Annotated in this window: 22 protein-coding genes; 16 read left to right on the top strand and 6 right to left on the bottom strand. The window is 61.6% G+C overall.

Going from position 1 to position 26,805, the window contains the following annotated elements; all coding sequences use genetic code 11:
* Positions 1 to 83: 83 nt before the first annotated feature.
* Positions 84 to 944, top strand: a complete 861-nt coding sequence (locus NKJ00_RS10850) for a TIGR01459 family HAD-type hydrolase (protein ID WP_023813538.1) — start codon at positions 84 to 86, stop codon at positions 942 to 944.
* Between the two features lie 6 nt (positions 945 to 950).
* Positions 951 to 1,931 carry a bifunctional riboflavin kinase/FAD synthetase gene (locus tag NKJ00_RS10855; RefSeq protein ID WP_352629690.1) on the top strand — a complete coding sequence of 327 codons (981 nt, stop codon included), beginning with the start codon at positions 951 to 953 and terminating at the stop codon, positions 1,929 to 1,931.
* Positions 1,932 to 1,949: 18 nt separating this feature from the next.
* Here NKJ00_RS10855 and NKJ00_RS10860 read toward each other — a convergent pair whose 3' ends face one another.
* Positions 1,950 to 2,504, bottom strand: a complete 555-nt coding sequence (locus tag NKJ00_RS10860) for an HdeD family acid-resistance protein (protein ID WP_023813540.1) — start codon at positions 2,502 to 2,504, stop codon at positions 1,950 to 1,952.
* A gap of 194 nt (positions 2,505 to 2,698) precedes the next feature.
* Between NKJ00_RS10860 and NKJ00_RS10865 the strand changes: the two genes are divergently transcribed.
* Positions 2,699 to 3,505: a MipA/OmpV family protein gene (locus tag NKJ00_RS10865; RefSeq protein WP_023813541.1), complete on the top strand. Its 807-nt coding sequence runs from the start codon at positions 2,699 to 2,701 to the stop codon at positions 3,503 to 3,505.
* Here the strand turns inward: NKJ00_RS10865 and NKJ00_RS10870 are convergent.
* Complete coding sequence (locus NKJ00_RS10870) at positions 3,495 to 3,752, bottom strand: hypothetical protein (protein WP_352629692.1); 258 nt, start codon at positions 3,750 to 3,752, stop codon at positions 3,495 to 3,497. The two genes, NKJ00_RS10865 and NKJ00_RS10870, sit on opposite strands and share 11 nt — an antisense overlap.
* 43 nt (positions 3,753 to 3,795) lie before the next feature.
* On the opposite strand from NKJ00_RS10870, the gene ileS reads away from it, so the two are divergent.
* Positions 3,796 to 6,789 carry an isoleucine--tRNA ligase gene (ileS, locus tag NKJ00_RS10875; protein ID WP_352611819.1) on the top strand — a complete coding sequence of 998 codons (2,994 nt, stop codon included), beginning with the start codon at positions 3,796 to 3,798 and terminating at the stop codon, positions 6,787 to 6,789.
* Between the two features lie 206 nt (positions 6,790 to 6,995).
* Positions 6,996 to 7,676: a hypothetical protein gene (locus tag NKJ00_RS10880; protein WP_023813543.1), complete on the top strand. Its 681-nt coding sequence runs from the start codon at positions 6,996 to 6,998 to the stop codon at positions 7,674 to 7,676.
* 40 nt (positions 7,677 to 7,716) lie between these two features.
* On the opposite strand, the gene NKJ00_RS10885 is transcribed toward NKJ00_RS10880, so the two are convergent.
* Positions 7,717 to 8,166, bottom strand: coding sequence for a nucleoside deaminase (locus tag NKJ00_RS10885; RefSeq protein WP_023813544.1), 450 nt, complete (start codon positions 8,164 to 8,166; stop codon positions 7,717 to 7,719).
* A gap of 182 nt (positions 8,167 to 8,348) precedes the next feature.
* Between NKJ00_RS10885 and NKJ00_RS10890 the strand changes: the two genes are divergently transcribed.
* The 5 genes from NKJ00_RS10890 (at position 8,349) to NKJ00_RS10910 (ending at position 15,168) form a co-directional block, all read left to right on the top strand.
* Complete coding sequence (locus tag NKJ00_RS10890; protein ID WP_352629694.1) at positions 8,349 to 10,373, top strand: pseudouridine synthase; 2,025 nt, start codon at positions 8,349 to 8,351, stop codon at positions 10,371 to 10,373.
* A complete protein-coding gene (gene rsmD / locus NKJ00_RS10895) occupies positions 10,373 to 10,927 on the top strand; it encodes a 16S rRNA (guanine(966)-N(2))-methyltransferase RsmD (protein WP_352629696.1) in 555 nt (184 codons plus the stop codon). The genes NKJ00_RS10890 and rsmD overlap by 1 nt, the downstream gene beginning before the upstream one ends.
* Positions 10,928 to 11,066: 139 nt before the next feature.
* Positions 11,067 to 12,455 carry a M16 family metallopeptidase gene (locus tag NKJ00_RS10900; RefSeq protein WP_352629698.1) on the top strand — a complete coding sequence of 463 codons (1,389 nt, stop codon included), beginning with the start codon at positions 11,067 to 11,069 and terminating at the stop codon, positions 12,453 to 12,455.
* Positions 12,456 to 12,645: 190 nt separating this feature from the next.
* On the top strand, positions 12,646 to 14,025 hold the full coding sequence (locus NKJ00_RS10905) for a M16 family metallopeptidase (RefSeq protein WP_502906407.1): 1,380 nt from the start codon (positions 12,646 to 12,648) through the stop codon (positions 14,023 to 14,025).
* A 273-nt stretch (positions 14,026 to 14,298) separates the two neighbouring features.
* A complete protein-coding gene (locus tag NKJ00_RS10910; RefSeq protein ID WP_128309988.1) occupies positions 14,299 to 15,168 on the top strand; it encodes a patatin-like phospholipase family protein in 870 nt (289 codons plus the stop codon).
* A gap of 42 nt (positions 15,169 to 15,210) precedes the next feature.
* Here NKJ00_RS10910 and NKJ00_RS10915 read toward each other — a convergent pair whose 3' ends face one another.
* Complete coding sequence (locus tag NKJ00_RS10915; protein ID WP_292459269.1) at positions 15,211 to 15,753, bottom strand: dihydrofolate reductase family protein; 543 nt, start codon at positions 15,751 to 15,753, stop codon at positions 15,211 to 15,213.
* A 533-nt stretch (positions 15,754 to 16,286) separates the two neighbouring features.
* Between NKJ00_RS10915 and NKJ00_RS10920 the strand changes: the two genes are divergently transcribed.
* Both NKJ00_RS10920 and NKJ00_RS10925 read left to right on the top strand, forming a co-directional pair.
* On the top strand, positions 16,287 to 16,799 hold the full coding sequence (locus NKJ00_RS10920) for a hypothetical protein (protein ID WP_352629702.1): 513 nt from the start codon (positions 16,287 to 16,289) through the stop codon (positions 16,797 to 16,799).
* 383 nt (positions 16,800 to 17,182) lie between these two features.
* Positions 17,183 to 20,797, top strand: a complete 3,615-nt coding sequence (locus NKJ00_RS10925) for a YobI family P-loop NTPase (RefSeq protein WP_352629704.1) — start codon at positions 17,183 to 17,185, stop codon at positions 20,795 to 20,797.
* 151 nt (positions 20,798 to 20,948) lie between these two features.
* Here the strand turns inward: NKJ00_RS10925 and efp are convergent, their stop codons facing one another.
* Positions 20,949 to 21,518: an elongation factor P gene (efp, locus tag NKJ00_RS10930; protein WP_027038615.1), complete on the bottom strand. Its 570-nt coding sequence runs from the start codon at positions 21,516 to 21,518 to the stop codon at positions 20,949 to 20,951.
* Positions 21,519 to 21,635: 117 nt separating this feature from the next.
* Between efp and epmA the strand changes: the two genes are divergently transcribed.
* The gene (epmA, locus tag NKJ00_RS10935) at positions 21,636 to 22,676 is read left to right on the top strand and encodes an EF-P lysine aminoacylase EpmA (protein ID WP_352629706.1); all 1,041 of its coding nucleotides are present in this window, start codon (positions 21,636 to 21,638) and stop codon (positions 22,674 to 22,676) included.
* Positions 22,677 to 22,788: 112 nt separating this feature from the next.
* Positions 22,789 to 24,039 carry an NAD(P)/FAD-dependent oxidoreductase gene (locus NKJ00_RS10940; RefSeq protein WP_352629708.1) on the top strand — a complete coding sequence of 417 codons (1,251 nt, stop codon included), beginning with the start codon at positions 22,789 to 22,791 and terminating at the stop codon, positions 24,037 to 24,039.
* Positions 24,040 to 24,062: 23 nt separating this feature from the next.
* Here the strand turns inward: NKJ00_RS10940 and NKJ00_RS10945 are convergent, their stop codons facing one another.
* Positions 24,063 to 24,479 (bottom strand): VOC family protein, encoded by a 417-nt coding sequence (locus NKJ00_RS10945; protein WP_013532348.1) that lies wholly within the window; start codon positions 24,477 to 24,479, stop codon positions 24,063 to 24,065.
* A 167-nt stretch (positions 24,480 to 24,646) separates the two neighbouring features.
* Here NKJ00_RS10945 and NKJ00_RS10950 point away from each other — a divergent pair, with 167 nt between their 5' ends.
* The gene (locus tag NKJ00_RS10950; RefSeq protein WP_352629710.1) at positions 24,647 to 25,990 is read left to right on the top strand and encodes a TldD/PmbA family protein; all 1,344 of its coding nucleotides are present in this window, start codon (positions 24,647 to 24,649) and stop codon (positions 25,988 to 25,990) included.
* Positions 25,977 to 26,792, top strand: coding sequence for a 3'(2'),5'-bisphosphate nucleotidase CysQ (locus NKJ00_RS10955; RefSeq protein ID WP_128304770.1), 816 nt, complete (start codon positions 25,977 to 25,979; stop codon positions 26,790 to 26,792). The genes NKJ00_RS10950 and NKJ00_RS10955 overlap by 14 nt, the downstream gene beginning before the upstream one ends.
* The last annotated feature ends 13 nt before the right edge of the window (positions 26,793 to 26,805 follow it).

The following is a 26,805-nucleotide window of genomic DNA, read 5'->3' on the forward strand; positions in this document are numbered from 1 at the left end:
CCGGGGCGGTTCGGCTAATCCGAACCGGCTGCGGCGAACCGTCGGTCGCGGCGATCGCAACGATCATGACTGAAGGAAACGGCATGGCGGATTCGCCTGAAATCATCAGCTCGCTCGAAGACGTGTCGAAGGCCTATTCGGCAATCCTGTGCGACGTCTGGGGCGTGGTGCACAATGGTGAAACGCATTTCCCGGCGGCGGCCTCGGCATTGGCAAGGGCTCGAGAGGCGAAAATCCCCGTCGTCCTCATCACCAATTCGCCGCGCAGAAGTGCCGATGTCGTGGCGCAGATGAACGCGATCGGTGTTCCACCGTCAGCCTACGACCGGGTGGTTACCTCAGGCGACGTGACGCGGGATCTGATCGCCGAAGGGCCGCGCAAGATTTTCCATATCGGCGCCGACCGGGACTTCACCCTCTATGAAGGTCTCGACGTCGAGCTTGTCGAGGAGTTCGAGGCGTCCGGCATCGTCTGCACCGGCCTGTTCGACGACGAGGTCGAAAACCCCGAGGATTACACGGAGCTCCTGCGGCGGCTGCGCGCCCGGAACCTGCCTTTCATCTGCGCAAATCCCGACATCGTGGTCGAGCGCGGCGAACGCATCATATGGTGTGCCGGCGCGCTGGCGCGTGACTACGCCCAGCTCGGCGGCCGCACATTGATCGCTGGAAAACCTTACGCGCCGATCTACAATCTCGCGATGAAAGAGGTCGCCGAGATTCTTGGCCAGCCGGTCGAGCGCGGCCAGGTGCTGGCCATCGGCGACGGCATGATGACCGATGTGAAGGGCGCCGCCGACAATGGCTTCGATGTTCTTTATGTCTCCGGCGGCATCCATGCCCGCGACTATGGCGATGCCCTGTACCCGGACCCGGCAAGACTGGCGGCGTTCCTGGAAAAGCATGGCTATGGTCCGGTGGCCGTCATTCCCAGACTTCGGTAGGTGACGATGGCAGCCTTCCAACGCATCCTGGCAACCGCGCCGCTTCCCGCCGACCTGCGCGGCGGCGTGGTGGCGATCGGCAATTTCGATGGCGTCCATCGCGGCCATCAGGCGGTGCTCGAGCGGGCCTCTGCCGAGGCCGGACGGCGTGGAGTGCCGGCCCTGGTGCTGACATTCGAACCGCATCCGCGCAAGATCTTCAGGCCTGATATCCCGTTGTTCGTGCTGACGCCGCCGCCGATGAAGGCGAGGCTCCTGTCGCTGCTGGGCTTTGCCGCGCTGGTCGAACAGCCGTTCACGCGCGACTTCGCCTCGCTGTCGGCGGAAGCGTTCGTGACGGATGTGCTGGAAACGAACCTTGGCATTACCCACGCCGTGACCGGGTTCGATTTCCACTTCGGCAAGGATCGTCAAGGCGGCCCGGCCTACCTGATGGCGGCCGGCGAACGTCATGGCTTCGGCGTCACGCTCGTCGACGCCTTCCGGGACGAGGGCGCCGAGGTGGTGTCGTCCAGCCGCATCCGCGGATTGCTGGGCGAGGGCGAGGTGGCTGAAGCCGCCGGTCTGCTCGGCTACCGCTTCACCGTCGAAAGCGAGGTGGTCGGCGGACAGCAGCTTGGCCGCACCCTTGGCTTTCCAACCGCGAATATGAGGCTGTCGGCTGAAGCCGCACTCAAGGAGGGCATCTATGCCGTCCGCTTCCGCCGCGCCGACGGCACGCTTCACGACGGCGTCGCCAGCTTCGGCCGTCGCCCGACGGTCGACGACAATGGCGCGTCGCTGCTTGAAACCTTCGTCTTCGACTTCTCCGAAGACCTCTATGGCGAGGTCTGTCAGGTTTCCTTCTTCGGTTTCCTGCGCCCGGAGGTGAAGTTCGAAGGGCTCGATGCGCTGGTCGCGCAGATGAAGCGCGATGAAGCCGAGGCACGCGCGCTGCTTGCCGGCGTCAAGCCGCTCTCCGATCTCGACGCGGCCATGGCTTTTTGAGTCCAGGCGTGATCCCGGCTATTTTTTCAGCGCGAGGCCGACGGCGATGAAGGTCCAGCCCTGGAAGATCAGATCGATCGCAAGGAACAGACCGAGCACCCACAGGCTGTTGACCGGCCAGCCCATGGCGATGATCAGACCTGCAAGGGCGCTGATGACACCGGCGGCGACGATCCAGCCCCAGCCGCGTTCCGGCCGATGGCTGTAGCCGACCCAGGCCCTGAGCACCCCTGACGCGACCAGCGCGATCGCCAGCAGGAACGTCAGCACCGCCGAGGCAAGCAACGGATTGCCGAAAGCGAAGAAGCCGGCAACGGCGTACAGCAGTCCGCTGAGCAGCCAGTAGAAGAAGCGGCTCCAGGTCTTGACGCCGAACGCATGCACGATCTCGATGATGCCCGCCATCAGCATCAGCCATCCCACGACGTAGACGGAAGCCACCGTGGCGACGAACAGATTGGCAAAGGCAATGCCGCCGAAGATGAGCAGCAGCACACCGAGCGCGACAAACCATCCCCATTTTGTCCGTGTCTGTTCGATCGCGATTTTCAAGGCGTCGCCATGCAGGGTCATTGTCGCGGTCTCCATCGAGGGCTGCGGAATACTGCGAATGGAAGGTAATCCGGGCGCGGGCCAACGTCCAGTCGATGACCGGCAGCCGGATCGCAGCAAAGCGCGAGCGTATGTCTCGGGTTTAAATCAAATTTTACCAAACGGCCGTCAAAGCTGTCGTCGGTAACCGTGTGTGTTGTGTTAGTGGAGTGGCCATGAGTCCGGTCGGAAGAATCTCTCTGGTGTTGGCCGCTGCGATGCTGGGTGGCGCGGGCGTTGCCAATGCGGGCGAGGGCAGCTGGCTGTCCGGCGACTGGTATCTGACCGTTGGCGCCACTGGCATGGTGGCGCCGAATTTCGAGGGCGGCAAGAAGTACCTGCTCAGCGCCTCGCCGATCATTTCGCTGGGCAAGGCCGGACCTGCCGCCCGCTTTGTCTCGCGCAACGACAACATCTCGCTGGCGCTGGTCGATGATGGCGGTGTCCGCGCCGGCCTGACCGGCAAGTTCCTGTTTTCCCGCGACGATGACAACGCCGATGAGCTGAAGGGCCTCGATCCGGTGCGCTGGGGCGGGGAAGTCGGCGGCTTCTTCGAATTCTATCCGACGGACTGGCTGCGCGCCCGCGCCGAGCTGCGCCATGGCATTCGCGCCCACAACGGCTTTGTCGCCGACATTGCCGCCGACGCCTTCTACGATGTGACGCCAACCGTCAGGATTTCGGGAGGACCGCGTGTTTCCTTCGCCTCAGGCAACTATTTCGACGCCTATTATGGCGTCAACGCGCAGGAAGCGGTGGCTTCGGGCTTGAGCGAATATCATCCCGGTGGCGGGCTGAAATCGACCGGCCTTGGCGGCGCCATAACCTGGAAGGTGACCGAGCCGATGACCGCCAGCCTGTTTGGCGAATATTCGCGCCTGATGGGACCGGCGGCCGATTCCAGCCTGGTCAAGGAGCGTGGCGACCGCAACCAGTTTATGATTGGTGTGTCGACCACCTACCGCTTCGATTTCACGATGTAGGTGAATCGAACGAGAGACGCTTTATTCCTGCGTCTATCTCCGCTAAAAGCCCACCAATGACGAGCTTTTTGCGCCTTCGCGTGCTGACGATACGAATTACCGGCCCGGTGTTCCGGGCGGCCTGAGGGTCGCCGGAACCGCCGGGAATTCTGCGCGCGGCCTCTCGCGCTTTTTCCAGATCATCAGGAATGTCGCCCAAAAGTGGCCCCGGTTTTGGGAAAACGACATGCGCAAAAGTATAGTTCAACGCCCGAGCTCTTTTGCCGCCGGGCAATGCACATGGCAGACCAATGACCGATACAACTGAAACGATCGACTATTCCAAGACGCTTTACCTGCCGCGGACGGATTTCCCGATGCGTGCCGGCTTGCCGGAGAAGGAGCCGCTGCTGGTCAAGCGCTGGCAGGACATGGACCTCTACCGCAAGCTGCGCGAGAGCGCTGCCGGCCGCACGAAATACGTGCTGCATGACGGCCCGCCCTACGCCAACGGCAACATCCATATCGGCCATGCGCTGAACAAGATCCTCAAGGACGTCATCACCCGCTCGTTCCAGATGCGCGGTTACGACTCGAACTATGTGCCCGGCTGGGACTGTCACGGCCTGCCGATCGAATGGAAGATCGAGGAGCAGTACCGCGCCAAGGGCAAGAACAAGGACGAGGTGCCGGTCAACGAATTCCGCAAGGAATGCCGTGAGTTCGCCGCAGGTTGGATCACGGTGCAGGGGGCCGAGTTCCAGCGCCTCGGCGTCATCGGCGACTTCGAGAATCCCTATACGACGATGGCTTTCCATGCCGAGTCGCGCATCGCCGGCGAGCTGTTGAAATTCGCCATGTCGGGCCAGCTCTACCGCGGCTCCAAGCCGGTGATGTGGAGCGTGGTCGAGCGTACGGCGCTGGCCGAGGCCGAGATCGAGTACCACGACTATGAGAGCGACACGATCTGGGTGAAGTTTCCGATCCAGTCTGCTGATGGGGATACGATTTTACACGTCGAGGACGAAGGTGGTGAGCGAACTGGCAGGAAAATTGTCGTAAAGCCGCCGCACAGTTTGTCCCATGCTTCAGTTGTCATCTGGACGACAACGCCTTGGACGATCCCGGGTAACCGGGCGGTAGCCTATTCGCCACGCATTGCCTACGGACTTTACGAGATCGTGGCAGCCGAAAATGACTTTGGCCCTCAGCCCGGTGAGAAGCTGGTCTTTGCCGACGCGCTTGCCGATGAAAGCGCAGCCAAAGCCAAGGTGAATTTTAAGCGACTTCGCACCGTGACAAGCGAGGAACTTGCCAACGTAACGTTAGATCATCCGTTTTTTGCGTTAAACGGAGGGTATCATTTCGATGTGCCCATGCTCGTCGGCGACCATGTCACCGACGATGCCGGCACCGGCTTCGTCCACACCGCGCCCGGTCACGGCCGCGAGGACTTTGACGCCTGGATGGATGCGGCGGTGGATCTGCGCACACGCGGCATCGATCCCGCCATCCCGTTCACCGTCGACGATGGCGGCTTCTTCACCAAGGACGCGCCGGGGTTCGGCCCCGACCGCGAGGGTGGACCGGCACGCGTCATCGATGACAATGGCAAGAAGGGCAACGCCAACCAGGCCGTCATCGACGAGTTGATCAAACGCAACGCGCTGTTCGCGCGTGGCCGGCTGAAGCACAGCTACCCTCACTCCTGGCGGTCCAAGAAACCGATCATCTTCCGCAACACGCCGCAATGGTTCGTCTACATGGACAAGGACCTCGGCGATGGCTCGACGTTGCGCAGCCGGGCGCTCAAGGCCATCGACGACACCCGCTTCGTGCCCGCCGCCGGCCAGAACCGCATCCGCGCCATGATCGAGGAGCGCCCGGACTGGGTGCTGTCGCGCCAGCGCGCCTGGGGCGTGCCGATCGCCGTCTTCGCCGATGCCGACGGCAATGTGCTGAAGGACGAAGCGGTCAACCAGCGCATCATGGACGCCTTCGAGAAGGAGGGCGCCGACGCCTGGTTCGCGGCTGATGCCAAGGAGCGTTTCCTTGGCAATCACGACGCTTCGAAGTGGAAGCAGGTGATGGACATCCTCGACGTCTGGTTCGATTCGGGCTCGACGCATGCCTTCACGCTGGAGGATCGTCCTGACCTGAAATGGCCGGCCGACGTCTATCTCGAAGGCTCCGACCAGCATCGCGGCTGGTTCCATTCGTCGCTGCTGGAGAGCTGCGGCACCAGGGGCAGGGCGCCTTACGACACCGTCGTCACCCATGGTTTCACCATGGACGAGGATGGCCGCAAGATGTCAAAGTCGCTGGGCAACACCGTGGTGCCGCAGGACGTCATCAAGCAGTCGGGCGCCGATATCCTGCGTCTGTGGGTGGTGACGACCGACTACTGGGAGGACCAGCGGCTCGGCAAGAACGTGCTGCAGACCAACATCGACGCCTACCGCAAACTGCGCAACACCATCCGCTGGATGCTGGGTACGCTTGCCCATGACGATGGCGAAGAGGTGCCGATGGAGAAAATGCCGGAGCTGGAGCGGCTGATGCTGCACCGGCTGGCCGAGCTCGATGAGGTCGTGCGTTCGGGCTACGACGCCTTCGAATTCAAGCGCATCACCCGCATGCTGCTCGATTTCATGGTGGTCGAGCTGTCGGCGTTCTATTTCGACATCCGCAAGGACGCGCTCTACTGCGACGCGCCGACGAGCCTGAAGCGCAAGGCTTCGGTGCAGGTGGTGCGCCATCTCTTCGATTGCCTGGTGAAATGGCTGGCGCCGATGCTGCCTTTCACCATGGAGGAGGCCTGGCTTGACCGTCATCCCGACGCCGTCTCTGTGCATCTCGACCAGTTCCCGCAAATCCCGGCGGACTGGAAGAACGAGGCGCTGGCGGAAAAGTGGCGCCAGGTGCGGCAAGTGCGGCGCGTCGTCACCGGCGCGCTGGAGATCGCGCGCGCCCAGAAGGTGATCGGATCGTCGCTGGAAGCGGTGCCGGTCGTCACAATCAACGACGCAGCGCTCGAAGCGGCGATTTCAGATGTCGACATGGCCGAGATGGCGATCACCAGCGATCTGGTCATCGCTCATGGCGAGGCACCGGCTGGTGCCTTCGCGATCGACGACGTCAAGGGTGTCGCCGTGGTGGTCGAGAAGGCCGAGGATCGTGGCCTGTTAAAATGTGCACGCTCCTGGCGCTACACCGCCGATGTCGGCCAGGATCCGGAATTCCCGGATGTTTCGGCTAGGGATGCGGCGGTGCTGCATGAATTGAAGACGCTTGGCCGACTTTAACGGTTAGTCGGCTGGATCGGTGCACAAATGCCACGCCGGGCGGGCGAAAACCGCCCGCGCGTTGCCCTTAACGAGTGGTTGAGGTAAACACGCGAAACTCCGGAAGACAAATTGTCGCCGGATTTCCGTCGCAAGTGCTTGGACGATGGGGACCGGCCACAAGGCCGGCGGCAATCGAGAGGCTGTCTAGAGTGGGACTTTTTGGCATGACCGAGAGATATAATGCGCGCTTGGCGCTGCTGGCGCCGCTTGTCGCGTCGGGCCTCGCTTTGTCCGGCTGCATGGGCTCTCCGACCTACGGCACCGACAAGACCGCCGGCGAACAGCTGGCCGGCGATATTTCAGGTGCCTTTTCATTCGCGCCGAAGCGCAAGGAACAGATCGACTACAAGCCGCGTCCGACGCTTGTGAAGCCGGCGCCAGGCCAGAAGGAAGCGCTGCCGGCCCCGCAGGACAGCATCGAGACGGCGAGCGCCGAATGGCCCGAATCGCCCGAGCAGCGCCGCGCCCGCCTGCGCGCCGACGCCACCGCCCATCAGAACGACCCGGCTTACCAGTCGGAGATCGTCGACGACGTGCAGACCGATCCGGCCTCGGTGAAGAGGGCAATGGCGGAATCAGGCTCGAGCCACCCGCCGGCATGGACACCGGCCGATTCCGACAAGGGTCGCGCCGCCGAGATCCAGCGCCGCCTTGCCGACAGCAAGCAGGGCGATCCGAACACCCGCAAATATCTGAGCGAGCCTCCAGTGCAGTATCGTGTCGCGGCCGGCACGGCGCCGCAGAACGAGCTTGGCGAGGACGAGTACAAGAAGGAACGCCGTCTCAAGAAAGAGGCGGAAGGCAAGAAGGGCAGCGGCTGGTTCGACTGGATGCCGTCCCTGTAAAAACCGCTTCTTTCTTATTTCTTGCCGAAGGGCGCCCGGCTCAGCCGCGCCGTTCCCGGAAAAATCCTTTGAGCAACAAGGCCGCCTCGGTCTCGCCCATGCCTGGATAGATGTCGGGCCTGTGGTGGCAGGTTGGCGATGCGAAGAAGCGCACGCCATTGACCACCGCGCCGCCCTTGTCGTCGGCGGCACCGAAATAAAGCCGGCGCAGCCGGGCGAAGGAAATGGCGCCGGCGCACATGGCGCAAGGTTCCAGCGTCACATAGAGATCATGGCCGGTCAGCCGTTCGGCCGACAGTTTGCGGCAAGCTTCGCGGATGACCAGCATCTCGGCATGCGCGGTCGGGTCGGCAAGTTCGCGTGTGCGGTTGCCGGCGCTGGCGACAACACCAGCGCCGTTGGCGATGACGGCGCCGACCGGCACTTCGCCTCGCAAGGCGGCAGCCTCGGCCTCCTTCAGCGCCAGCGCCATGAAATCGGGCCGCTTCACGCGATTTCCACTCTGATTATCTCCTCGCCACCTGACGGTGATCCTGTTATTGAGCGCAGGACCTCGAAAATCGGGACTCGGTTTTCGAAAATGATCATGCGCCACATCAAAAGTGCTACAGCGTTCGTTGCGCGCCCGAAAGGATGCGCCACGCTGTAGCAGCGCAAACGGATAAAGGCCACATGGACGACAACGACAAGAAATTCCGACCCAGGAAGGGTCCGGCCAAGAGTGGGCCGAAAGCCGCGGGACCGCGCAGCCGTGATGGCGCCGCCGGCAAGGGCGGCAAGCCGTCCTTTGGCGCCAAGAAGCCTTACGCACCGCGTGGCGATCGGCCGATGGCCGCCGATGGCGAGCGGCCGAAGCGCGATTTCAAGGGCGGCGACAAGCCTTTCAGCAAAGGCCCGCGACCCGAAGGGAAGCCTTTTGAGAAGCGCGAAGGGCCGCGCAAGCCCTACGCACCGCGCGGCGACCGCCCGATGGCCGCCGAGGGTGAGCGCAAACCGTATGAGAAGCGCGAAGGACCACGCAAGCCCTACGCACCGCGCGGCGATCGCCCGGTGGCCGCCGAAGGCGAGCGCAAGCCCTATGAAAAGCGCGAGGGGCCGCGCAAGCCCTATGCACCGCGGGGCGACCGACCGGCTGCGGCGGCAGCGGGCGGCGAAAAGCGTTTCGACCGTCCCAAGCGTGATTTCAGTGACCGCGCGCCGCGCGACGCCGGCGATCGCCCGAAGCGTGACTTCGCCGACCGCCCCAAGCGCGATTTCGGCGACCGGCCGAAGCGGGATTTCAACGATCGGCCGCAAGGCGCGGCAGGCGGCAGCTTCCAGCCACGCCCGCGTCCCGCCGAGGGCGCGGAAGAGGCAGGCGAGCGCATCGCCAAGCGGCTGGCACGCGCTGGCCTGGCCTCGCGCCGCGATGCCGAGGAGCTGATCGCTGCCGGCCGCGTCAAGGTCAATGGCCGCGCCCTGACTTCACCGGCCTTCAACGTGATGCCTGATGACATCATCCATCTCGACGGCATGGAAATCCCGCCGATCGAGCGCACCCGGCTGTTCCTGTTCCACAAGCCGGCCGGCGTCGTCACCACCAACCGCGATCCCGAGGGCCGCAAGACCGTCTTCGACGTGCTGCCGGCTGAATTGCCGCGGCTGATGACCATCGGCCGGCTCGACATCAACACCGAAGGCCTGCTGCTGCTCACCAATGATGGCGGCCTGTCGCGCGTGCTCGAACTGCCGGCCACCGGCTGGCTGCGCCGCTATCGCGTGCGCGTCCACGGCAAGGTCGAGGAAAGCGCGCTTGCCGGCCTGCGTGAAGGCATTGCCGTCGACGGCGTGTTCTACGGTGCCATCGAAGCGACGCTCGACCGTGAGCAAGGCACCAATGCCTGGCTGACGATCGGCTTGCGCGAGGGCAAGAACCGCGAAGTCCGGAATATCCTGGGCTCGCTTGGCCTCGACGTGACGCGGCTGATCCGTATCTCCTACGGGCCATTCCAGCTCGATGACCTCGCCGAGGGCCATGTGCTGGAGATCAAGGGCAGGGTGTTGCGCGATCAGCTTGGCGAGCGCCTGGTCGAAGAATCCGGCGCCAATTTCGACGCCGATGTCACCAAGCCATTTTCCAACAAGCCGGTGCGGCGCACCGAAGTTCGCGAGCCGGAGCCGGAGCGGCCGAAATTCACCCGCGACGGTGAGCGCCGCCCGATCGGCGAGGGCGGTTTGATCAAGAACCGCAAACGCCGCGAAGGCAGCCGCGACGAGGCTCTGGGCAAGCTGTCGACAAGCCCTGACAGAAGCGCGGAGAAGAGTTTTGGCGAACGCGGCCCGCGTCCCGAACGCAGCTTTGGCGACAAGCCACGCGGCAGTTTTGGCGACAAACCGCGCGGCGGCTTCGGCGACAAGCCGCGTGGTGCTTTTGGCGGCAAGCCGGGCGGCGGGAAAAAGTCCGAGCGCGAGCAGCGGCCGATCGAGCCGCCCGGCCAGCGCAAGGCCAATGTCTGGATGGCACCGGGCGCGCGGCCGATCGGCAAGGGCAGGGCCGATGCAGACGCAGCCAAGGCCGCTGAAGCAAAGGCGCGAAAGGCATCGTTCAAACCGACCTATGGCAAACCGGCCGGCGCAAAGCCGTTCGGCAAGCCGCGCGGCGACCGTCCGACCAGCACACGCGGTGAGCGGCCGCGCGGCGGCCCCAAGGGCAAGTAATGCGGATCGTCGGCGGTGAGTTTCGCGGGCGTCCGCTGGCCACGCCGCGCAGCGACGCCATCCGGCCGACGACCGATCGCACCCGCGAGGCGGTCTTCAACGTGCTGGCGCATCGCTTTGCCGAGCAGTTGGACGGCGCGCGTGTGCTCGACCTGTTCGCCGGCACCGGTGCGCTCGGGCTGGAAGCCCTGTCGCGCGGTGCCTCCTATGGCGTCTTCATCGAGGAATCGGCCGAAGGCCGTGGCCTGATCCGCGACAATGTCGAGGCCTTCGGCCTGACCGGCCGCACCAAGATCTTCCGCCGCGATGCCACCGGCCTTGGCGAGGCCGGCACGCTGGCGCCGTTCGGCCTCGTCTTTGCCGACCCGCCCTATGGCAAGGGCCTTGGCGAGCGCGCCTTGCAGTCGGCGAAAGCCGGCGGCTGGCTTCGCCCCGGCGCGCTGTGCGTGGTCGAAGAGGCGGCAGTGGCGCCCTTCGAGCCGGGTCACGGTTTTTCGGTGCTGGACGAGCGCAACTACGGCGAGACCGTCATCCGCTTTATCGAGGCGGCCTGATACGCCATCGCGATTGGCGGTTCCTCTCCCCCGCTTCACGGGGACGAGGAACCGAGCTCCGCCTCTAAAATGACCAACAATTAACTTTGCTTGTCGCCAGTACCTTGCCTATCGTCTGCAGACAGAACCGGAGCCGTTGATGACATCCAGGATTGAATGGCTGCGCGGAACGCTGTTGGCGTCCTCTTTGGCTTTTGTCATGACCAGCCCGGTGGCGGCCGAGAGCCCCGTCTTGCCCAACACGGTTCCGGCCGAGTTCAAGGTCACGGATTTCCTGCTCGATAACGGCATGGAGGTGGTCGTCATTCCCGACCACCGTGCGCCGATCGTCACCCATATGGTCTGGTACAAGATCGGCAGCGCCGACGAGCCGCCCGGCAAATCCGGCATTGCGCATTTCTTCGAACATCTGATGTTCAAGGCGACGACCAATCATGCGGCGGGCGAGTTCGACCGCGCCATCTCCGATATCGGCGGCTCCAACAACGCCTTCACCTCCTACGACTACACCGCTTTCCACGAGACGGTGGCGCCGTCGGCACTCGAGCTGATGATGAGCTTTGAGGCCGATCGTATGCGCAATCTCATCCTCACCGACGATGTCATCAAGACCGAGCGCGATGTCATCCTCGAGGAGCGCCGCTCGCGCATCGACAACAGCCCCGAGGCCGTGCTGGACGAGGAGGTCGATGCGGCGCTGTGGCAGAACCAGCCCTACCGCATCCCGGTCATCGGCTGGATGCAGGAGATGCAGCAGCTGAACCGCGCCGACGCTGTCGCCTTCTATGACAAATATTACCGGCCCAACAACGCGGTGCTGATCGTTGCCGGCGATGTCGAACCGGACACGGTGCGGGCGCTGGCCGAAAAGACCTATGGCAAGGTGGCGCGCGGCCCCGATCTGCCGCCGCGCATACGCCCGGTCGAGCCGGAGCAGAACACCAAGCGCACGGTGACGCTCGCCGATGCCCGCGTCAGCGTGCCGAGCTTTTCCACCCAATGGGTGGTGCCGTCCTATCACACCGGCAAGCCGGGCGAGGCGGAAGCGCTCGACCTCTTGGCGGAGATCCTTGGCGGCGGCAATCGCAGCCGGCTCTACCAGGCGCTCGTCGTCCAGCAAGGTATCGCATCCAGCGCCGGCGCCTTTTTCCAGGGCACCATGCTCGACGACACCAACTTCACCGTCTATGGCGCGCCGCGCGGGGATGCCAAAATCTCCGACGTCGAAGCGGCGGTCGATGCCGAAGTGGTGCGCATCGTCAAGGATGGCGTCACGCCATCGGAGCTGGAGAAGGCCAAGGACCGCTATGTCAGATCGATGACCTTTGCCCGCGACAAGCAGGATTCCATGGCCAACATCTATGGCTCGACGCTGGCCACCGGCGGCAATGTGCAGGACGTCCAGCAGTGGACGGACCGCATCCGCAAGGTCACGACAGACGAGGTCAAGGCCGTCGCCGCGCGCTATCTCGTGCTCGCCCGGTCGACCACCGGTTATTTGCTGCCGCAGCAACAGGCGGGGAATTGATTTGATGAAGAGATCGAGCGTTGGCGCTGCCCCTCACCTGCCTGCCGGCATCCTCTCCCCGTACAGTGACGGGGAGAGGGGCGCCGTCATCGCCGGTTTCGCCAGTCACCATGGTTGCAAGACGGAAGCCGAGGTTGCGGCCAGCCTCCTTCTCCCCGTCACTATACGGGGAGAAGTGCCCGGCAGGGCGATGAGGGGCGGCGCCGACTTCGACAATTGTTCGTTTGGAACGACCACCCCGAGCCGCGCCATCGCCCCGCTGATCACTTTACTTCTCTCCATCCTCTTCCTCATCCTGCCGGCACTCACCGCGCGGGCCATGGACATCCAGTCCGTCACCTCGCCAAAGGGCATCACCGCCTGGCTGGTCGAGGACTATTCCGTGCCGGTTGTCGCCATCCGCTTCGTCTTCGGCGGCGGCTCGACGCAGGATGCGGTCGGCAAGGAAGGGCTGGCCAATCTGATGACCGGCCTGTTCGACGAAGGCGCCGGCCCGCTCGACAGCGAAGACTTCCAGATCAAGCTCGACGATGCCGGCGCCGAGATGAGCTTCGACGAGAGCCGCGACGGCATCTACGGCTCGATGCGCATGCTGGCCGAGCAGCGCGACCAGGCCTTCGACCTGTTGCGGCTGGCGGTCAACGAGCCGCGCTTCGACCAGCTGCCGATCGACCGCATCCGCGCCCAAATCCTGTCCGGCATCGTCGCCGGCGAAAACGATCCCGACACGGTGGCGCAGAACAAATGGGCGCGAGCGCTTTATGGCGATCATCCCTATTCCCGCTCCGACCAGGGCACCAAGGAAAGCATCGCCACCATCACGCGCGATGATCTCAATGCCTTGCACAAAGCGGTGTTCGCGCGCGGCGGGCTGCGTGTCGCCGTTGTCGGCGCCATCGACGCGGAGACGCTGAAGAAGAAGCTCGACATGGTGTTCGGCGACCTGCCGCAAAACCAGGCGCTGAGGCCGGTGGCCGATATCGACCCGAAGCTGGCGCAGCATATCGAGGTCGACTACGACCTGCCGCAGACCTCCCTGCAGCTCGCCTTTCCCGGCGTGAAACGCAAGGCGGCGGATTTCTTCCCCGCCGTGCTGATGAACGAGATTCTTGGCGGCGGCACCTTCACCTCGCGCCTGTTCCAGGAGGTGCGCGAGAAGCGCGGGCTGGCCTACAGCGTCAACTCCTCGCTCATCAACCAGGACCACGCCAGCGCGCTGATCGTCAGCACCGGCACCCGCTCCGACCGTGCTTCCGAAACGCTGGGCATCATCCGCGACGTGGTCAAGCGACTGGCCGAAGAAGGCCCGACCGAAGCGGAACTGGCGGCCACCAAGAAATACATGATCGGCGCCTACGCCATCAACAATCTGGACTCGTCCAGCGCCATCGCCTCGACGCTGGTCGAACTGCAGCTCGACGATCTCGGCATCGACTACATGCAGCGCCGGACCGGTTACATCAACGCGGTGACGCTCGATCAGGTCAAGGCGGCGGCGAAGAAGCTGCTGACCACCGAGCCGACCATCATGGTGATCGGCCCGAAATTGGCCGGAGCCGGCAAGGGATGAGAGCGGGCACGCATTTCTCTTTTCCGGACGCCGGCGCCGCCCCTCATCGCCCTGCCGGGCACTTCTCCCCGTATAGTAACGGGGAGAAGGGGGTTGGCCGCAACCTCGGCCCCCACCTTGCAACCTTGGTGATTGGCGAAATCGGCGATGGCAGCACCCTTCTCCCCGTCACTATACGGAGAGAGGATGCCGGCAGGCAGGTGAGGGGCGGCGCCAACTTCAACAATTGGCGGTCTCCGTCGCCGGCCAGAAACGAGGCAGGAGTCACGCAAAATGGCGCCTAGCTTCGGCATCGCCTTCGGCGGCGGCGGCGCGCGCGGGCTGGCGCATATTCATGTCATCGAGGCGCTGGACGAGTTGGGCATCAAGCCGGTGGCGATTGCCGGCTCGTCGATCGGCGCCATCATGGGCGCCGGCATGGCATCGGGCATGACCGGCAAGGACATCCACGACTATGCCCGCTCGATCCTCGGCCGCCGCGCCCAAGTGGCGAGCCGCATGTGGCGGGCGCGGCCGGGCACCATCGCCGAAGCCATGCAGGGTGGCATCCGCGTCAGCCAGTTCAATGTCGAGCGCATCCTGAAAGCCTTTCTGCCCGAAGCCATTCCCGAAACCTTCGGCGAGCTGCAAATCCCGCTGAAGGTGACTGCGACCGACTATTTCGGCCACAAGCTCGCTGTCTTCGAAGACGGCGACCTGCACTCGGCGCTGGCGGCCTCGGCGGCCATCCCCGCCGTGTTCCGGCCGGTGACGCGCGACGGCAGGCTGCTGATCGACGGCGGCATCTACAATCCCGTGCCGTTCGACCTGATCGAAAACGACGCCGACATCATCATCGGCGTCGACGTCGTCGGCGCGCCGGAAGAGGCCGACCGCAAACAGCCCACCTCCGTCGACCTGATGTTCGGCGCCACGCAATTGATGATGCAGTCGATCACCGCCAACAAGCTGAAGCAATGCCGCCCCGACATCCTGGTCCGCCCGGCAGTCTCGAGATACCGCGTCCTCGATTTCCTGAAGATCGACGCCTTGATGAACGAGACGGTCGATATCAAGGATGAGCTGAAGCGGCAGGTTGAGAAGGTGGTTGAGGCGAGGAATAGCGCCGCCATCAAGGGGAGGCGGGGGAAACAGGTCGGGTGAAGTGCATCTTTCCTTCACCTGAGAGGAGAGAGCCCAACCGTCTTACGACTTAGCCGTCATCGGCGCATACTCTAGCGCCACCACGCCGTTGCTAAACGGCTTTGCGGAAATCAGGTCGAGCGTCACCGCCGCGCCGCCTGGGAACAGCGGCTTGCCCTGGCCGACGGCGCCTGGATAGCTGAGCAGCCTGACGCGGTCGACCAGGCCGTGGCGCAGCAATTCCTGCGCGACGCTGAGGCTGCCATGCACGTAGATGTTGCCGCCGCTGCCTTGCTTCAGCGTCCTGACCGCTTCCGGCAGAGGCCCTTTCAGCAATTCGGCCGGCTTCCAGTCGAGCGCCTTCAGGCTGTTTGAGGCGACATATTTCGGCAGCGCGTTGAACCGGTCGGCAAAATCTCCGGTTTCCGTTGGCCAGGAGCCGGCAAAGATCTCATAGGTCGTGCGCCCCAAAAGCATGGCGCCGCTGTCGGCAAGCTCGTCCTCCTTGAACCTGTTCATCTCGTCGTTCCAGGTCACGCTGGGCAGCTTCTCGACCTCAGCAATGCCATCGACGCTGATGAATTCGGTTACTATAAGTTTTCGCATAGCGCTCTCCCTTTCCGTCAAAGGACGAACCGCGTGGGCGCTTTGCGACACGCTTCATGAAAAAAATCGCGACGCCTTGTCGTCTTCGGTTAGTGATCGAGACACGCATGACCTCAGCCGGCCTGACGGCGCACCCCGACATATTGATCCGCCCGGGGGTGTCGAAGTACCGCGTGCTCGACTTCCTGAAATCGGCGCGCTGATGAACGAGACAGTGGATACCAGGACGAGCTGAAGCGGCAGGTGGAGAAGGCGGTTGAGGCGAGGGCGGGAAGGGGAAACGACGGAAGCGGGTGGCTGGGTGAGGGTGGTGGCGTGCCGCTGAGGCGTGACGCCTACTCCGCTTGCTGAGCCGGCTTAAGCGAGCAAAATGCGACCCATAGAACGGTCGCATTTGACCTGGTGCGGATATAGGCGAGTTCACGGATGAATGGCGGCTATGCACCTCATTCCGTGCCACCTAGCCTAAGCGATTGCGTTCTTGCAATATCTCGGGACAAGCTCCAGAGCCAGTTTACATCAATGGATCTCTAATGAGTGCGCGCTTATCGACTGCCATTAGGATCGGGGAAGCCGCAAAGGCGATCTTTCGAAAAACTCAGAGCTTTCCAAGTCGAGAATTCGGAGAGCATGCAGACCTGAGCGAACGCGAACACGTCGGTGTTGAACCGATGCTTTTGGCGCTTTCGATGGAGCTAGCACTCAAAGCGTGGTTCGTCTTCGACCACGACGATCCAAGAGTTGCCAAATCGCACAATTTGATGAAGCTGTTTGATCGCCTAAAGCCCGAAAGCCAAGAGAAACTCGACGCTGAGTTCAAAAGGTCAGTGCTCCCGTATCATCCCAACGGTTTCTACATGGACTACAGCATTCGCCACATTCTGCATCAACACCAAGATGCCTTTACCGACTGGCGCTACCTTCACGAGGCGAAGAAATCGATGATGTTCGATCAGGGTGCTTTTGAGGCAACGCTCGAAATGGTGCTCCGTGAGTTCGAGAAAAGATATCGCGTTGAGCGGGCGAAGCCGCTTTGGCCATCCTGAATGCAGTCCGGATCGGGGGGGCCGATGCGGCATTGAAGGCTCGTTTCGAGCGGTAGCTTCGGGCAGGAGCTTTCCGTGCCGGAGCGAAAGGCTAACGACCGCAGCGAGGGGAGTTACGGCTGGGCGGTAACGCGCCCAATGTCGGACGTTCGACTGCCAATAGACCTATCCCATGAGCCGTCATTCGACGGATCGTAGAAGGGGCGTTTTGGTCCCAGCGTCAACGCCGAAGCGATCTAGGCAAGTCAGCGCTTCTAACTTGTCACGACGGAGACCAGTATACGCAAAATACGTATCCTGGAATTCTGTGCGCTACAGCCGATTCTTGTTTGAAGCCGCCAACGAATTTGGTACAAAGTAAGAACATCTGAATCTGGAGTCCGGTGGCCAATTTGACCTTTTTTTCAAAGCTATGGCTCCGTTTAGTCGACCATGACGCAGGCGCCCCACCCCCAAGGTATGTCGATCTTGCACCGACCGACAAAGCAGATAGGTCCGGCATCTATTCGGATGCTCTAACCTATGCAACCAACAATCCGAATGTATCGAATATTGCGCTGACCGGACCATACGGCTCAGGAAAAAGCAGCATCATAAAAACATTCCTGACCAAATACGAAAGGCCGGTCCTCCAAATATCTCTTGCGGCCTTCTTGCCTGAAGCTGACGGATCGGTCTCAACAACTGAGGTCAGGTATCCCCAACGAGCCACTGTTAGCAAGCAGGAAATTGAACGAAGCATCCTGCAACAGATGCTCTACGGCGCAGATGCCAATAACCTACCCCTGTCACGGTTTAAGAGAATTCAGTCGCCACAATGGTCGTCCTGGCTCATTTCCTTATTCATTATGGTTGGCTTGATCGCCTGCTGGCACTTACTGCAGAACAGCACAGAAATAACAAGTGGAGCTTTTTTCAAACCTAAAGATTATACTAACTGGTTTAACTTCGTTAGTTTTTCAGTAGGGTTCTTGTTTGTGTGGCAATTATTGCATTACATATATGTAAAGAGCTTAGGCGTGTCTCTGAAGAGTATATCTCTACGGGATATCGAGATCGCTTCGGAGACCGCAGCAGAAGAGTCAATTTTGAATCGGCACTTGGATGAAATTATCTATTTCTTCCAATCAACCAAGTATGACCTCGTAATCATTGAGGATTTAGATAGGTTTAATAATCCAGACGTCTTTGTAACCTTGCGCGAAATAAACAGTCTCATAAACGCCAATGCAGGCGTGAAGCGGCAGATACGTTTCCTCTATGCGCTTCGAGACAACATGTTCGTGAACACGGATCGGACAAAATTCTTCGAATTTATCGTTCCGGTGATCCCGATTATAAATAGCTCTAACTCGATCGACAAAGTTATTGAACAAGGGGAGCGTTTGTCCCTAGACAAACGGCTTGATCGTCAGTTTCTGCGCGAGGTGTCGCGCTACCTTAATGATCTGCGGTTGATACAAAATATCTTCAATGAGTACGCTGTTTACGTCGCAAATCTGGAGACGGATGGCGAGAACATTCTCGATGCGAACAAGCTGCTCGCTATCCTGATTTACAAGAATGTACTCCCCAGCGATTTTGAAGAACTGCACCGCGAAAAAGGGAAGGTCGCAGGTATACTCCATAAGCATGATGATTATGTCGCGAATTCTGAGATCAATTATAAAAATAAGATATCTGAATTAGAGCGTCATATTAGCAATGCTGAAAAGCAACTGCCCACAGATTTGGAAGAGCTCCGCAAGATTTATGCACTGACGTTGCTCACGAAAGCGCCATTGGGTTACACCTTGATCGAATTCAATGGTGCGCGGAACGACGCAATACAGACTATTGGAAATCATCAACAATTCGACGAACTCATTGAGGCGGCAGAGATCGTATTTCGTTCGCCGCAGGGTCACGCGCAGAGGATCAACATCAGCGGTTTGCAAAAAGAGGTCAATTCTGAAAAAACCTACCAAGAACGGAAAGCAGAGCTCCATCACAAGTCCGGCGAAGCCAAGGACGCGGCTGCACTAGCCGTTCGAGATCTCAGGGTGAAAATTTCGACGCTGCGTACGACAAAATTCAACGAGATCATTCGGAACGACGCGAAAGGCACGCGAGAGCTGTTCGAGGCTTTTGGTGAGAACAAAGAGCTGGTGAAGTTTTTAGTTCTTGAGGGATTTCTCGACGACAGCTATTATCAATACACATCTTTATTCCATTCGGGGCGTCTATCCCCAAATGACAACAAGTACTTGATTCAGATACGGAGCTTCAACAATCCGGCACCAGATTTTCAGATCGATAATCCCAAAGAAGTTATTGCGGGAATGCGCGAAGACGATTTCCGTCAGTCTTTCGCGCTCAACAAAGCTCTGGTTGACTGCATGTTCAGCGACCCACGCGAATATGGCTCGCAGATCGAGAAGTTGATTGGCTACATATCTTCAAATTTTTCCGCGTGTGGTACATTCTTTTCAATCTATTATGAAAGAGGAAAGCGCGTCACCGAACTGACATCTGCTCTAGCCAGCAGGTGGCCAGGATTCGTGTCTACCGCGATTTCGTCTCCTGATAGCGCTAGCCATATTGCACGGATGATTGCGCATCTGCCGGAGAGGGATATTTCATCTCTGCATCAGAAGGCTGCTGGAATCTCCGAGAATATCGCCATCAACCTGTCCAAAATCTTGGCTTTGGGGATCGATTTTGAACCTAGTCGATTGGCGCTACTTAAATTTGAGTTGAAAGATCTCAGGAGCATAAGGGATTACCCGGCCATAGCCCGGCTGATAGCCGAAGAAGGGCAATACGAACTTTCTATTGAGAACTTGGAGTTCGTGTTTCGAGATGTGTACGGTTTGACCGCTATGCGCGACCTGCAAGTCAAGCATTATACAACTGTCTTGAGAACTGAGAATCTAGCCCTGGTCGACAAGATTAAAAGTGATTTCGATCTCTATCTCAGGGGCATTCTTCTCCAATCAGACACCAATACCGAAGAAGAGGTGTGGGCGATCATTGAAGTGATCAGCCATGATGCAATCGATGGCAAATATCTTGAGCAGTTCATCGCAAAGCAATCCGCAAAACTTCCCTCACTCGTTCAAGTTCCTGCACGCCTACATTCGATGATGTTTCGCCACCGAAAGATGGAAGCTTCATGGGAGAATTGCTTGGCATATTTGGCCAGCGAGAATTTTGATCCGATGACACTCACAGCCTATTTGGATCACGACGAATCCCTGTCCATTCTTTCTTCAACCGCTGTGGCGGATCAGGAGTCTGCCCTGCCATTGCGCCAGTTCCTGCTAAAGAATAGTGACTTTAGCGATAGTGCCTACAGGGCCTATATCCGAGCCCTTCCAAAGCAATTCAAGCAGTTCCCAAGTGGGGTCAGCTTGGAAAAGTTGCAAATATTGATTGAAGAGAGGACCATAACGTTTGCAGAAGACAGCTTCGCGTTCTTAGATGGAAAGGAAAATCTACGAGTTGTTTATGTCGCGAACAACATTGATCGTTACCTGGCTGATAAAGCGAAGTTTACGTTGGACGACGATTTTCGTCAGAATCTTTTGAGTTCAAAAATTAGTGACGATCGAAAGCTAAAGATCATTGCCGATATGGATTTGACGTTATTGGCCAGTTTGCCAGATCGCGCGTCGGTTATCGGACAGATATTCCACCGTGCCGGTGCAGATTTGGGTGGCTTGAGTGCGGAAGTGGCTCAAGCTCTAATTATACATTCTAAGCCAATTGCGACTCAGATTTCGCTGTTTAACAGATGCCAAAAGACGTTGTCAGACGAAGAGGTATGGGCAACGCTCAATCAATTGCCTAAGCCATTTTCGGAGATTGAGCCAGGTTGGAAGCAACCAACGATACCGACAACGCCCGAAAATCTTGAGCTTGTAGAATGGTTGGAATCGCGCTTCATTATTTCTTCTTCCAAGCGGACGTTCTTTACAGACGAAATTCGTATCTACAACCGTAGAAAGAAGGGCTAGAGGTCGACAGGGTAGGCGACACCCTTTCCGATGTGCAACCCATTAGGTGCCTGTCCGCTTCCGGCCCCATTCGGCGTCTGGCGCGAAGCTATCGCTGAGGAATAACCGCCTTCGCCCGCTTCACCCCTGAAGGCAAAAGACCCCGGCGCCCTCAGTCCTTCGCCCGCTCCACATAGGCCCCATCGGCGGTCATCACCACAACGCGGGTGCCCGGCGCGATGTGCGGCGGCACCAGGGTGCGCACGCCGTTGGACAGCACGGCCGGCTTGTAGGATGACGAGGCCGTCTGGCCCTTGGTCGTCGGCTCGGTTTCCACCACTTCGAAGGTGGCGCGCTGCGGCAGCACCAGGGAAATAGCAATGCCGTTGAACTGCGACACCTGCACGGCCATGCCTTCCAGCAGGTAAGGCGCCATGTCGCCGACCACGGCTTCCGACACCGCGACCTGGTCGTAGCTTTCCGGGTTCATGAAATGAAAGCCTTCGCCGTCGCGATAGAGGAAGGTATGCTCGCGCTCTTCCACATAGGCGCGCTCCACCTGTTCGGTGGTGCGGTAGCGCTCCGAAACTTTCACCCCGTCGCCGATGCGGCGCATGTCGAGCTGCGTTACAGGCGTGCCCTTGCCTGGGTGGATGTTTTCGGCAAAGAGGATCACATAAAGCTTGCCGTCCTTGTCGACGACGTTGCCTTTGCGGAGCGAACTGGCGATGACTTTCACCACGGTTTTAAATCCTGCAAGAAGAGTTGACTGGCGTTTGCCGGCTTGTGCGGCGCTGGATGGGGGCCTACCGCATCTTGGCCGCCACCGCCAGCCCCCTTCCACCATGATCCGAGCCGCATGACCGAAGCTTCGCCCTGGTGGACGCCTGACGTTCATGCCGACCGCCGCCCGCGGCTGATGCTGCGCAACGGCATCGCCGCCAGCCTGCGCGACTGGTTCGCCGCCCATGATTTCGTCGAGGTGCAGACGGCGGCCCTGCAGGTCTCGCCCGGCAACGAGGCGCATCTGGCGGCTTTCGCCACCGATGCGATCGGGCCGGACGGCGCAAGGGCGCCGCTTTATCTCCACACCTCGCCGGAGTTTGCCTGCAAGAAGTTGCTCGCCGCCGGCGAGCAGCGCATTTTCAGCTTCGGTCCGGTCTATCGCAACCGCGAGCGCGGCCCCTTGCACCATCCCGAATTCACCATGCTCGAATGGTATCGCGTGGGCGAAGCCTATGAGAGCCTGATGCTGGATTGCGCGGCCTTCCTGGCGCTGGCCGCGACAAGGGCAGGGGCTACTCTTTTCTCGTTTCGTGGCCGCGACTGCGATCCGTTCGCCGAGCCGGAACGGCTGACGGTGGCAGATGCCTTCTCTCGCCATGCCGGCATCGATCTGCTGGCCACGGTCGCCGCCGACGGCAGCACCGATCGCGACGCGCTATACGCCGCCTTGATCCGGGCCGGCATGCGTACCGCGCCCGACGACAGCTGGGCCGACCTGTTCAGCCGGGTGATGGTGGAAAAAATCGAGCCATTCCTCGGGCAGGGACGAACGACCATCCTGTGCGAATATCCGGTGGCCGAGGCGGCACTGGCACGGCCGAGCCCACGCGACCCGCGCGTGGCGGAGCGTTTCGAGCTCTATTGCTGCGGCGTCGAGCTCGCCAACGGCTTTGGCGAACTGACCGACGCCAAGGAGCAGCGCCGGCGCTTCATCATCGAGATGGATGAGAAACAGCGCATCTATGGCGAGCGCTATCCGCTCGACGAGGATTTCCTCGCCGCGCTTGCCATCATGCCGCCGGCCAGCGGCATCGCGCTCGGCTTCGACCGGCTCGTCATGCTGGCGACAGGCGCGCAAAAAATCGAGGACGTGATCTGGACGCCTGTTGCCTGAGGCGCGGAAAGATCTGGCCTATTCGATTCCAGGGATCAAGACTGGACCGTGACCCCGAACCAAGAGACCACATGATCGGTACTGGATTTCAAGGTCAATCGGAAGATCTACAGTGGCTGCTTCTGAAACGGTCGAAATCGCCATTGTCGGCGCCGGAGTTGTCGGGCTGGCGACGGCACTTCGCCTTGTCGCGGACGGCCGCGAAGTCCTGCTCATCGATCCGAACGAGCCGGGCTCCGGCGCGTCATCAGGCAATGCCGGAACGATCGCCGAATATGCCTGCATGCCGGTCGGCACTCCTGCGGTGCTGCGGGCGTTGCCAAAGCTGCTGCTTGATCCCGACAGCCCGTTTTCGCTGCGCTGGCCGGCGCTGCTGCAGCTGGCGCCATGGCTCGTTCGGTTCATGCGGCAATCGCTGCCGGCGGCCACCCGGGCCAATGCGCTGGCGCTCGCCGGACTGCTGGCCGACGCCCTCCCGGCCTGGGAAGACATGGCCGGGGAGGCCGGCCTGGAGGACCAGCTGCGCCGCAATGGCTGTCTTTACCTCTATCGCCGCGAGAGCGATTTTGCCGCTGGCGCCAGCGGCCGGGCAATGCGCGCTGGGTTTGGCATCCGCCAAGAGGTGCTGACTCCCGAAGAGGTGGCGGCGCTTGAGCCGGGCCTGCCGGCGACAGCAGCGCATGGCGTGTATTTTCCCGACTCGATCAATGTCACCGATCCGGCAATGGTGATGCGGCGGTTGCTGGGCGCGGTGAGTGCCCGTGGTGCATCGGTGAAGCAGGCTGAGATCACCGGACTGCAGGTCGAGGCTGACGGTGTCCAGCTCAGCGGACCCGGCGTTCGCATCAAGGCTGGCACGGTGGTGATCGCCGCCGGTGCACGGTCGCGCGCACTGGCCGCGCAGGCCGGCGACAGGATTCCGCTCGAGACCGAGCGCGGCTATCATCTCGAATTCCACACCGACGCGCCGCTGCTCAACCGACCTGTCTGTCCCGTCGATCTTGGTTTCTACCTGACGCCGATGGCTGGCCGCTTGCGGGTCGCCGGCACCGTCGAACTCGGCGGCCTGGTCGCGCCGCCAAATCCGCGCCGGCTGGCACTGCTTGACCGTGGCGCCAGGCAAATTTTTCCCGGGCTCGGCTCGCCTGCCTCGCAATGGCTCGGCTTCCGGCCGTCCCTGCCGGATTCCAGGCCGGTCATCGGCGCTTCGCGCGGCAGCTCCCGCGTAATTCATGCTTTCGGGCACGGCCATCTCGGCCTGACGCTGGCTCCGATCACCGCGCGGCTGGTCGCCGACTTGATCGGCGGACGCGGCGGTCCGGCTCGGCTCGCACCTTTCGCGGCGGGCCGTTTCGGCCGTTGATCGACGGATGCCCCCGATCTGAGCTAGTGCGCGAAAACCTGCTCCAGCGAGCGAAAACCCTTGAATTCCAGGGCATTGCCCGAGGGGTCGCGGATGAAAAGCGTTGCCTGTTCGCCGGGCTCGCCCTTGAAACGCACCATCGGCCGTTCCAGCCAGTCGATGTCGTCACGCGCCTCCAGCCGCGTCGCCAGGCGCTGCCAGTCGTCCATCAAGAGCACGGCGCCGAAATGCGGGATCGGCACGACAATGCCGTCGACCTTGCCGTCACTGGGGGCCTGTGCGGCCTGCGGACGCAGATGCGCCGACATCTGGTGGCCGTAAAGGTCGAAATCGACCCAGGTCGCCGATGAACGGCCGATCGCACAGCCCAGCACCTCGCCATAGAAAACGCGGGTTTCATCGAGATCACGGACCGGGAAGGCGAGATGGAAAGGCGTCATCGAAATGCTCCGTGCAAGCTGCGAACCGATTTTGCGTCACAGGGTTCGCGGTTTTGAACCGCCCACCCTGCATTTTGATTGAAGCCTATGCCATTGCACAAGCCGGACCGGAACAATAGATGGGTGGGCAACGGCCGCACACCGGCCGCACCAGCAGGATTTCAGGCATGACCGATATATCAGACGCAGCAAAATTGACCGACCGCGTCGCGGCCTTGGTCGAGGCTGCCAAGAAGGCCGGCGCCGATGCCGCCGACGCCGTGGCCGTGCGCGGCCGCTCGACCGGCGTGTCGGTGCGTCTCGGCAAAGTCGAGGCTACCGAAGCCTCCGAGAGCGAGGATGTCGCGCTGCGTGTTTTCGTCGGCGGCCGCGTGGCGAGTGTCTCGGCGACAGCGGCGTCCGACCCGAAAACGCTGGCCGAACGCGCTGTTTCCATGGCGAGAGTCTCGCCTGAGGATCCCTATCAGGGGTTGGCCGACCCGGCATTGCTGGCCAAACAGACACGCGATCTCGATCTGTTCGACGCCACCGTGGTGTCCGCCGACCAGTTGAAGGAAGCCGCATTGGCGGCGGAGGCGGCAGCGCTTGGCGTCAAGGGCGTGACCAATTCGGCCGGCGCCAGCGCCGGTGCCGGCCTCGGCGGCCTGGTGCTGGCCACCTCGCACGGCTTCCTCGGCCATTATGTCGGCTCGCGTTTCTCGCGCTCGGCCAGCGTCATCGCCGGTGAGGGCACCGGCATGGAGCGCGACTATGAATTCTCCTCGCGCCAGCACTTTGCCGATCTCGATGCGCCCGAGGACATCGGCCGCAAGGCCGGTGAACGCGCGGTGCGCCGCATCGGCGCGCGCAAGGCAGCGACCGGGCCGGTCGACGTGGTGTTCGACCCGCGCGTCGCGCGCGGCATCGCCGGCCATCTTGCTGGCGCCATCAACGGCGCCTCGGTGGCGCGCAAGACCTCGTTCCTGCGTGACATGATGGGCAGGCAGGTGGCCGCGTCCGCCATCACCGTCACCGATGAGCCGCTCAGGCGGCGTGGCCAGGCCTCGCGGCCGTTCGACGGCGAGGGCGTCGAGGGCGAAAAGCTGTTGATGGTCGAGAAAGGCGTGCTCAACCACTGGTTCCTGTCGACCTCGGCTGCAAGGGAACTGGGCCTCGTCACCAACGGCCGCGGCGCGCGCGGCGGCTCCTCCGTGACGCCATCCTCCACCAATCTCGCCATCGAACCGGGCGAGCGGTCGCCGGAAGAGCTGATCAAATCGCTCAGGACCGGCTTCTACGTCACCGAAGTGTTCGGCCAGGGCGTCGACATGATCACTGGCGAATACAGCCGTGGCGCTTCCGGTTTTTGGATCGAGAATGGCGAGCTTGCCTATCCGGTCGCCGAGGTCACCATCGCCTCGAACCTGAAGACGATGTTCCTCAACATGGTGCCGGCCGATGACCTCGACCGCAATTTCGGCACCGCCGCGCCGACGCTCCTGATCGAAGGCATGACCCTTGCCGGAGCATGACCTGACCATAGCCGGGGCCATCTCCGGCGCCTCTGGGGACTTGCCGCTGCTGCGCGATGCCGCCCGCGAGGCGGGGGTCATCGCCATGCGCTACTTCGGCAACAGCCCACAAGTCTGGATGAAGGGCGGCACATCGCCGGTCAGCGAGGCCGACCATGCCGCCGACGCCTATCTGCGCGAAACGCTGCTGGCGGCCCGGCCCGACTATGGCTGGCTGTCGGAAGAGACGGTCGACGATCCGGTCCGGCTTTCCGCACGCCGGACCTTCGTCGTCGACCCGATCGACGGCACACGCGGTTTTCTGGAAGGCCAGCGCACCTGGTGCGTCAGCGTCGCCGTCGTCGAGCGTGGCCGTACGCTGGCCGGCGTGCTGGAATGCCCGGCGATGGAGGAGACCTATTGGGCGCTGCCCGGCCAGGGTGCTTTCCGCAACGGCAAGCGCATTGCGGTTCGCAAGCTGGCGGATACGGCCGAGATTTCCGGGCTGAAGCAGTTGACCGACCTGATGCCGGCCGAATGGCAGGCGCGGCTGAAACGGGCGCCTTACAGCCCTTCGCTCGCCTATCGGCTGGCCATGATTGCCAATGGCGCGCTGGATGCCACTTTCGTCAAGCCGAACGCGCATGACTGGGACATCGCCGCGGCCGACCTCATCTTGCGCGAGGCCGGCGGCCAGCTGCTCGACCAGCATGGCCGTGCTCCGCTCTATGCCGGCGAGGTGACCCGTCACGGCGCGCTCGCTGCAGGCAGCGGTGAATTGCTGGCCGTGCTCGCCGGCGTCATCGCCGGTCTGGACGCGTGAAAGCGTTTTCCCG

The sequence above is a fragment of the Mesorhizobium sp. M0227 genome (assembly GCF_040321855.1).
Lineage (GTDB): Bacteria > Pseudomonadota > Alphaproteobacteria > Rhizobiales > Rhizobiaceae > Mesorhizobium.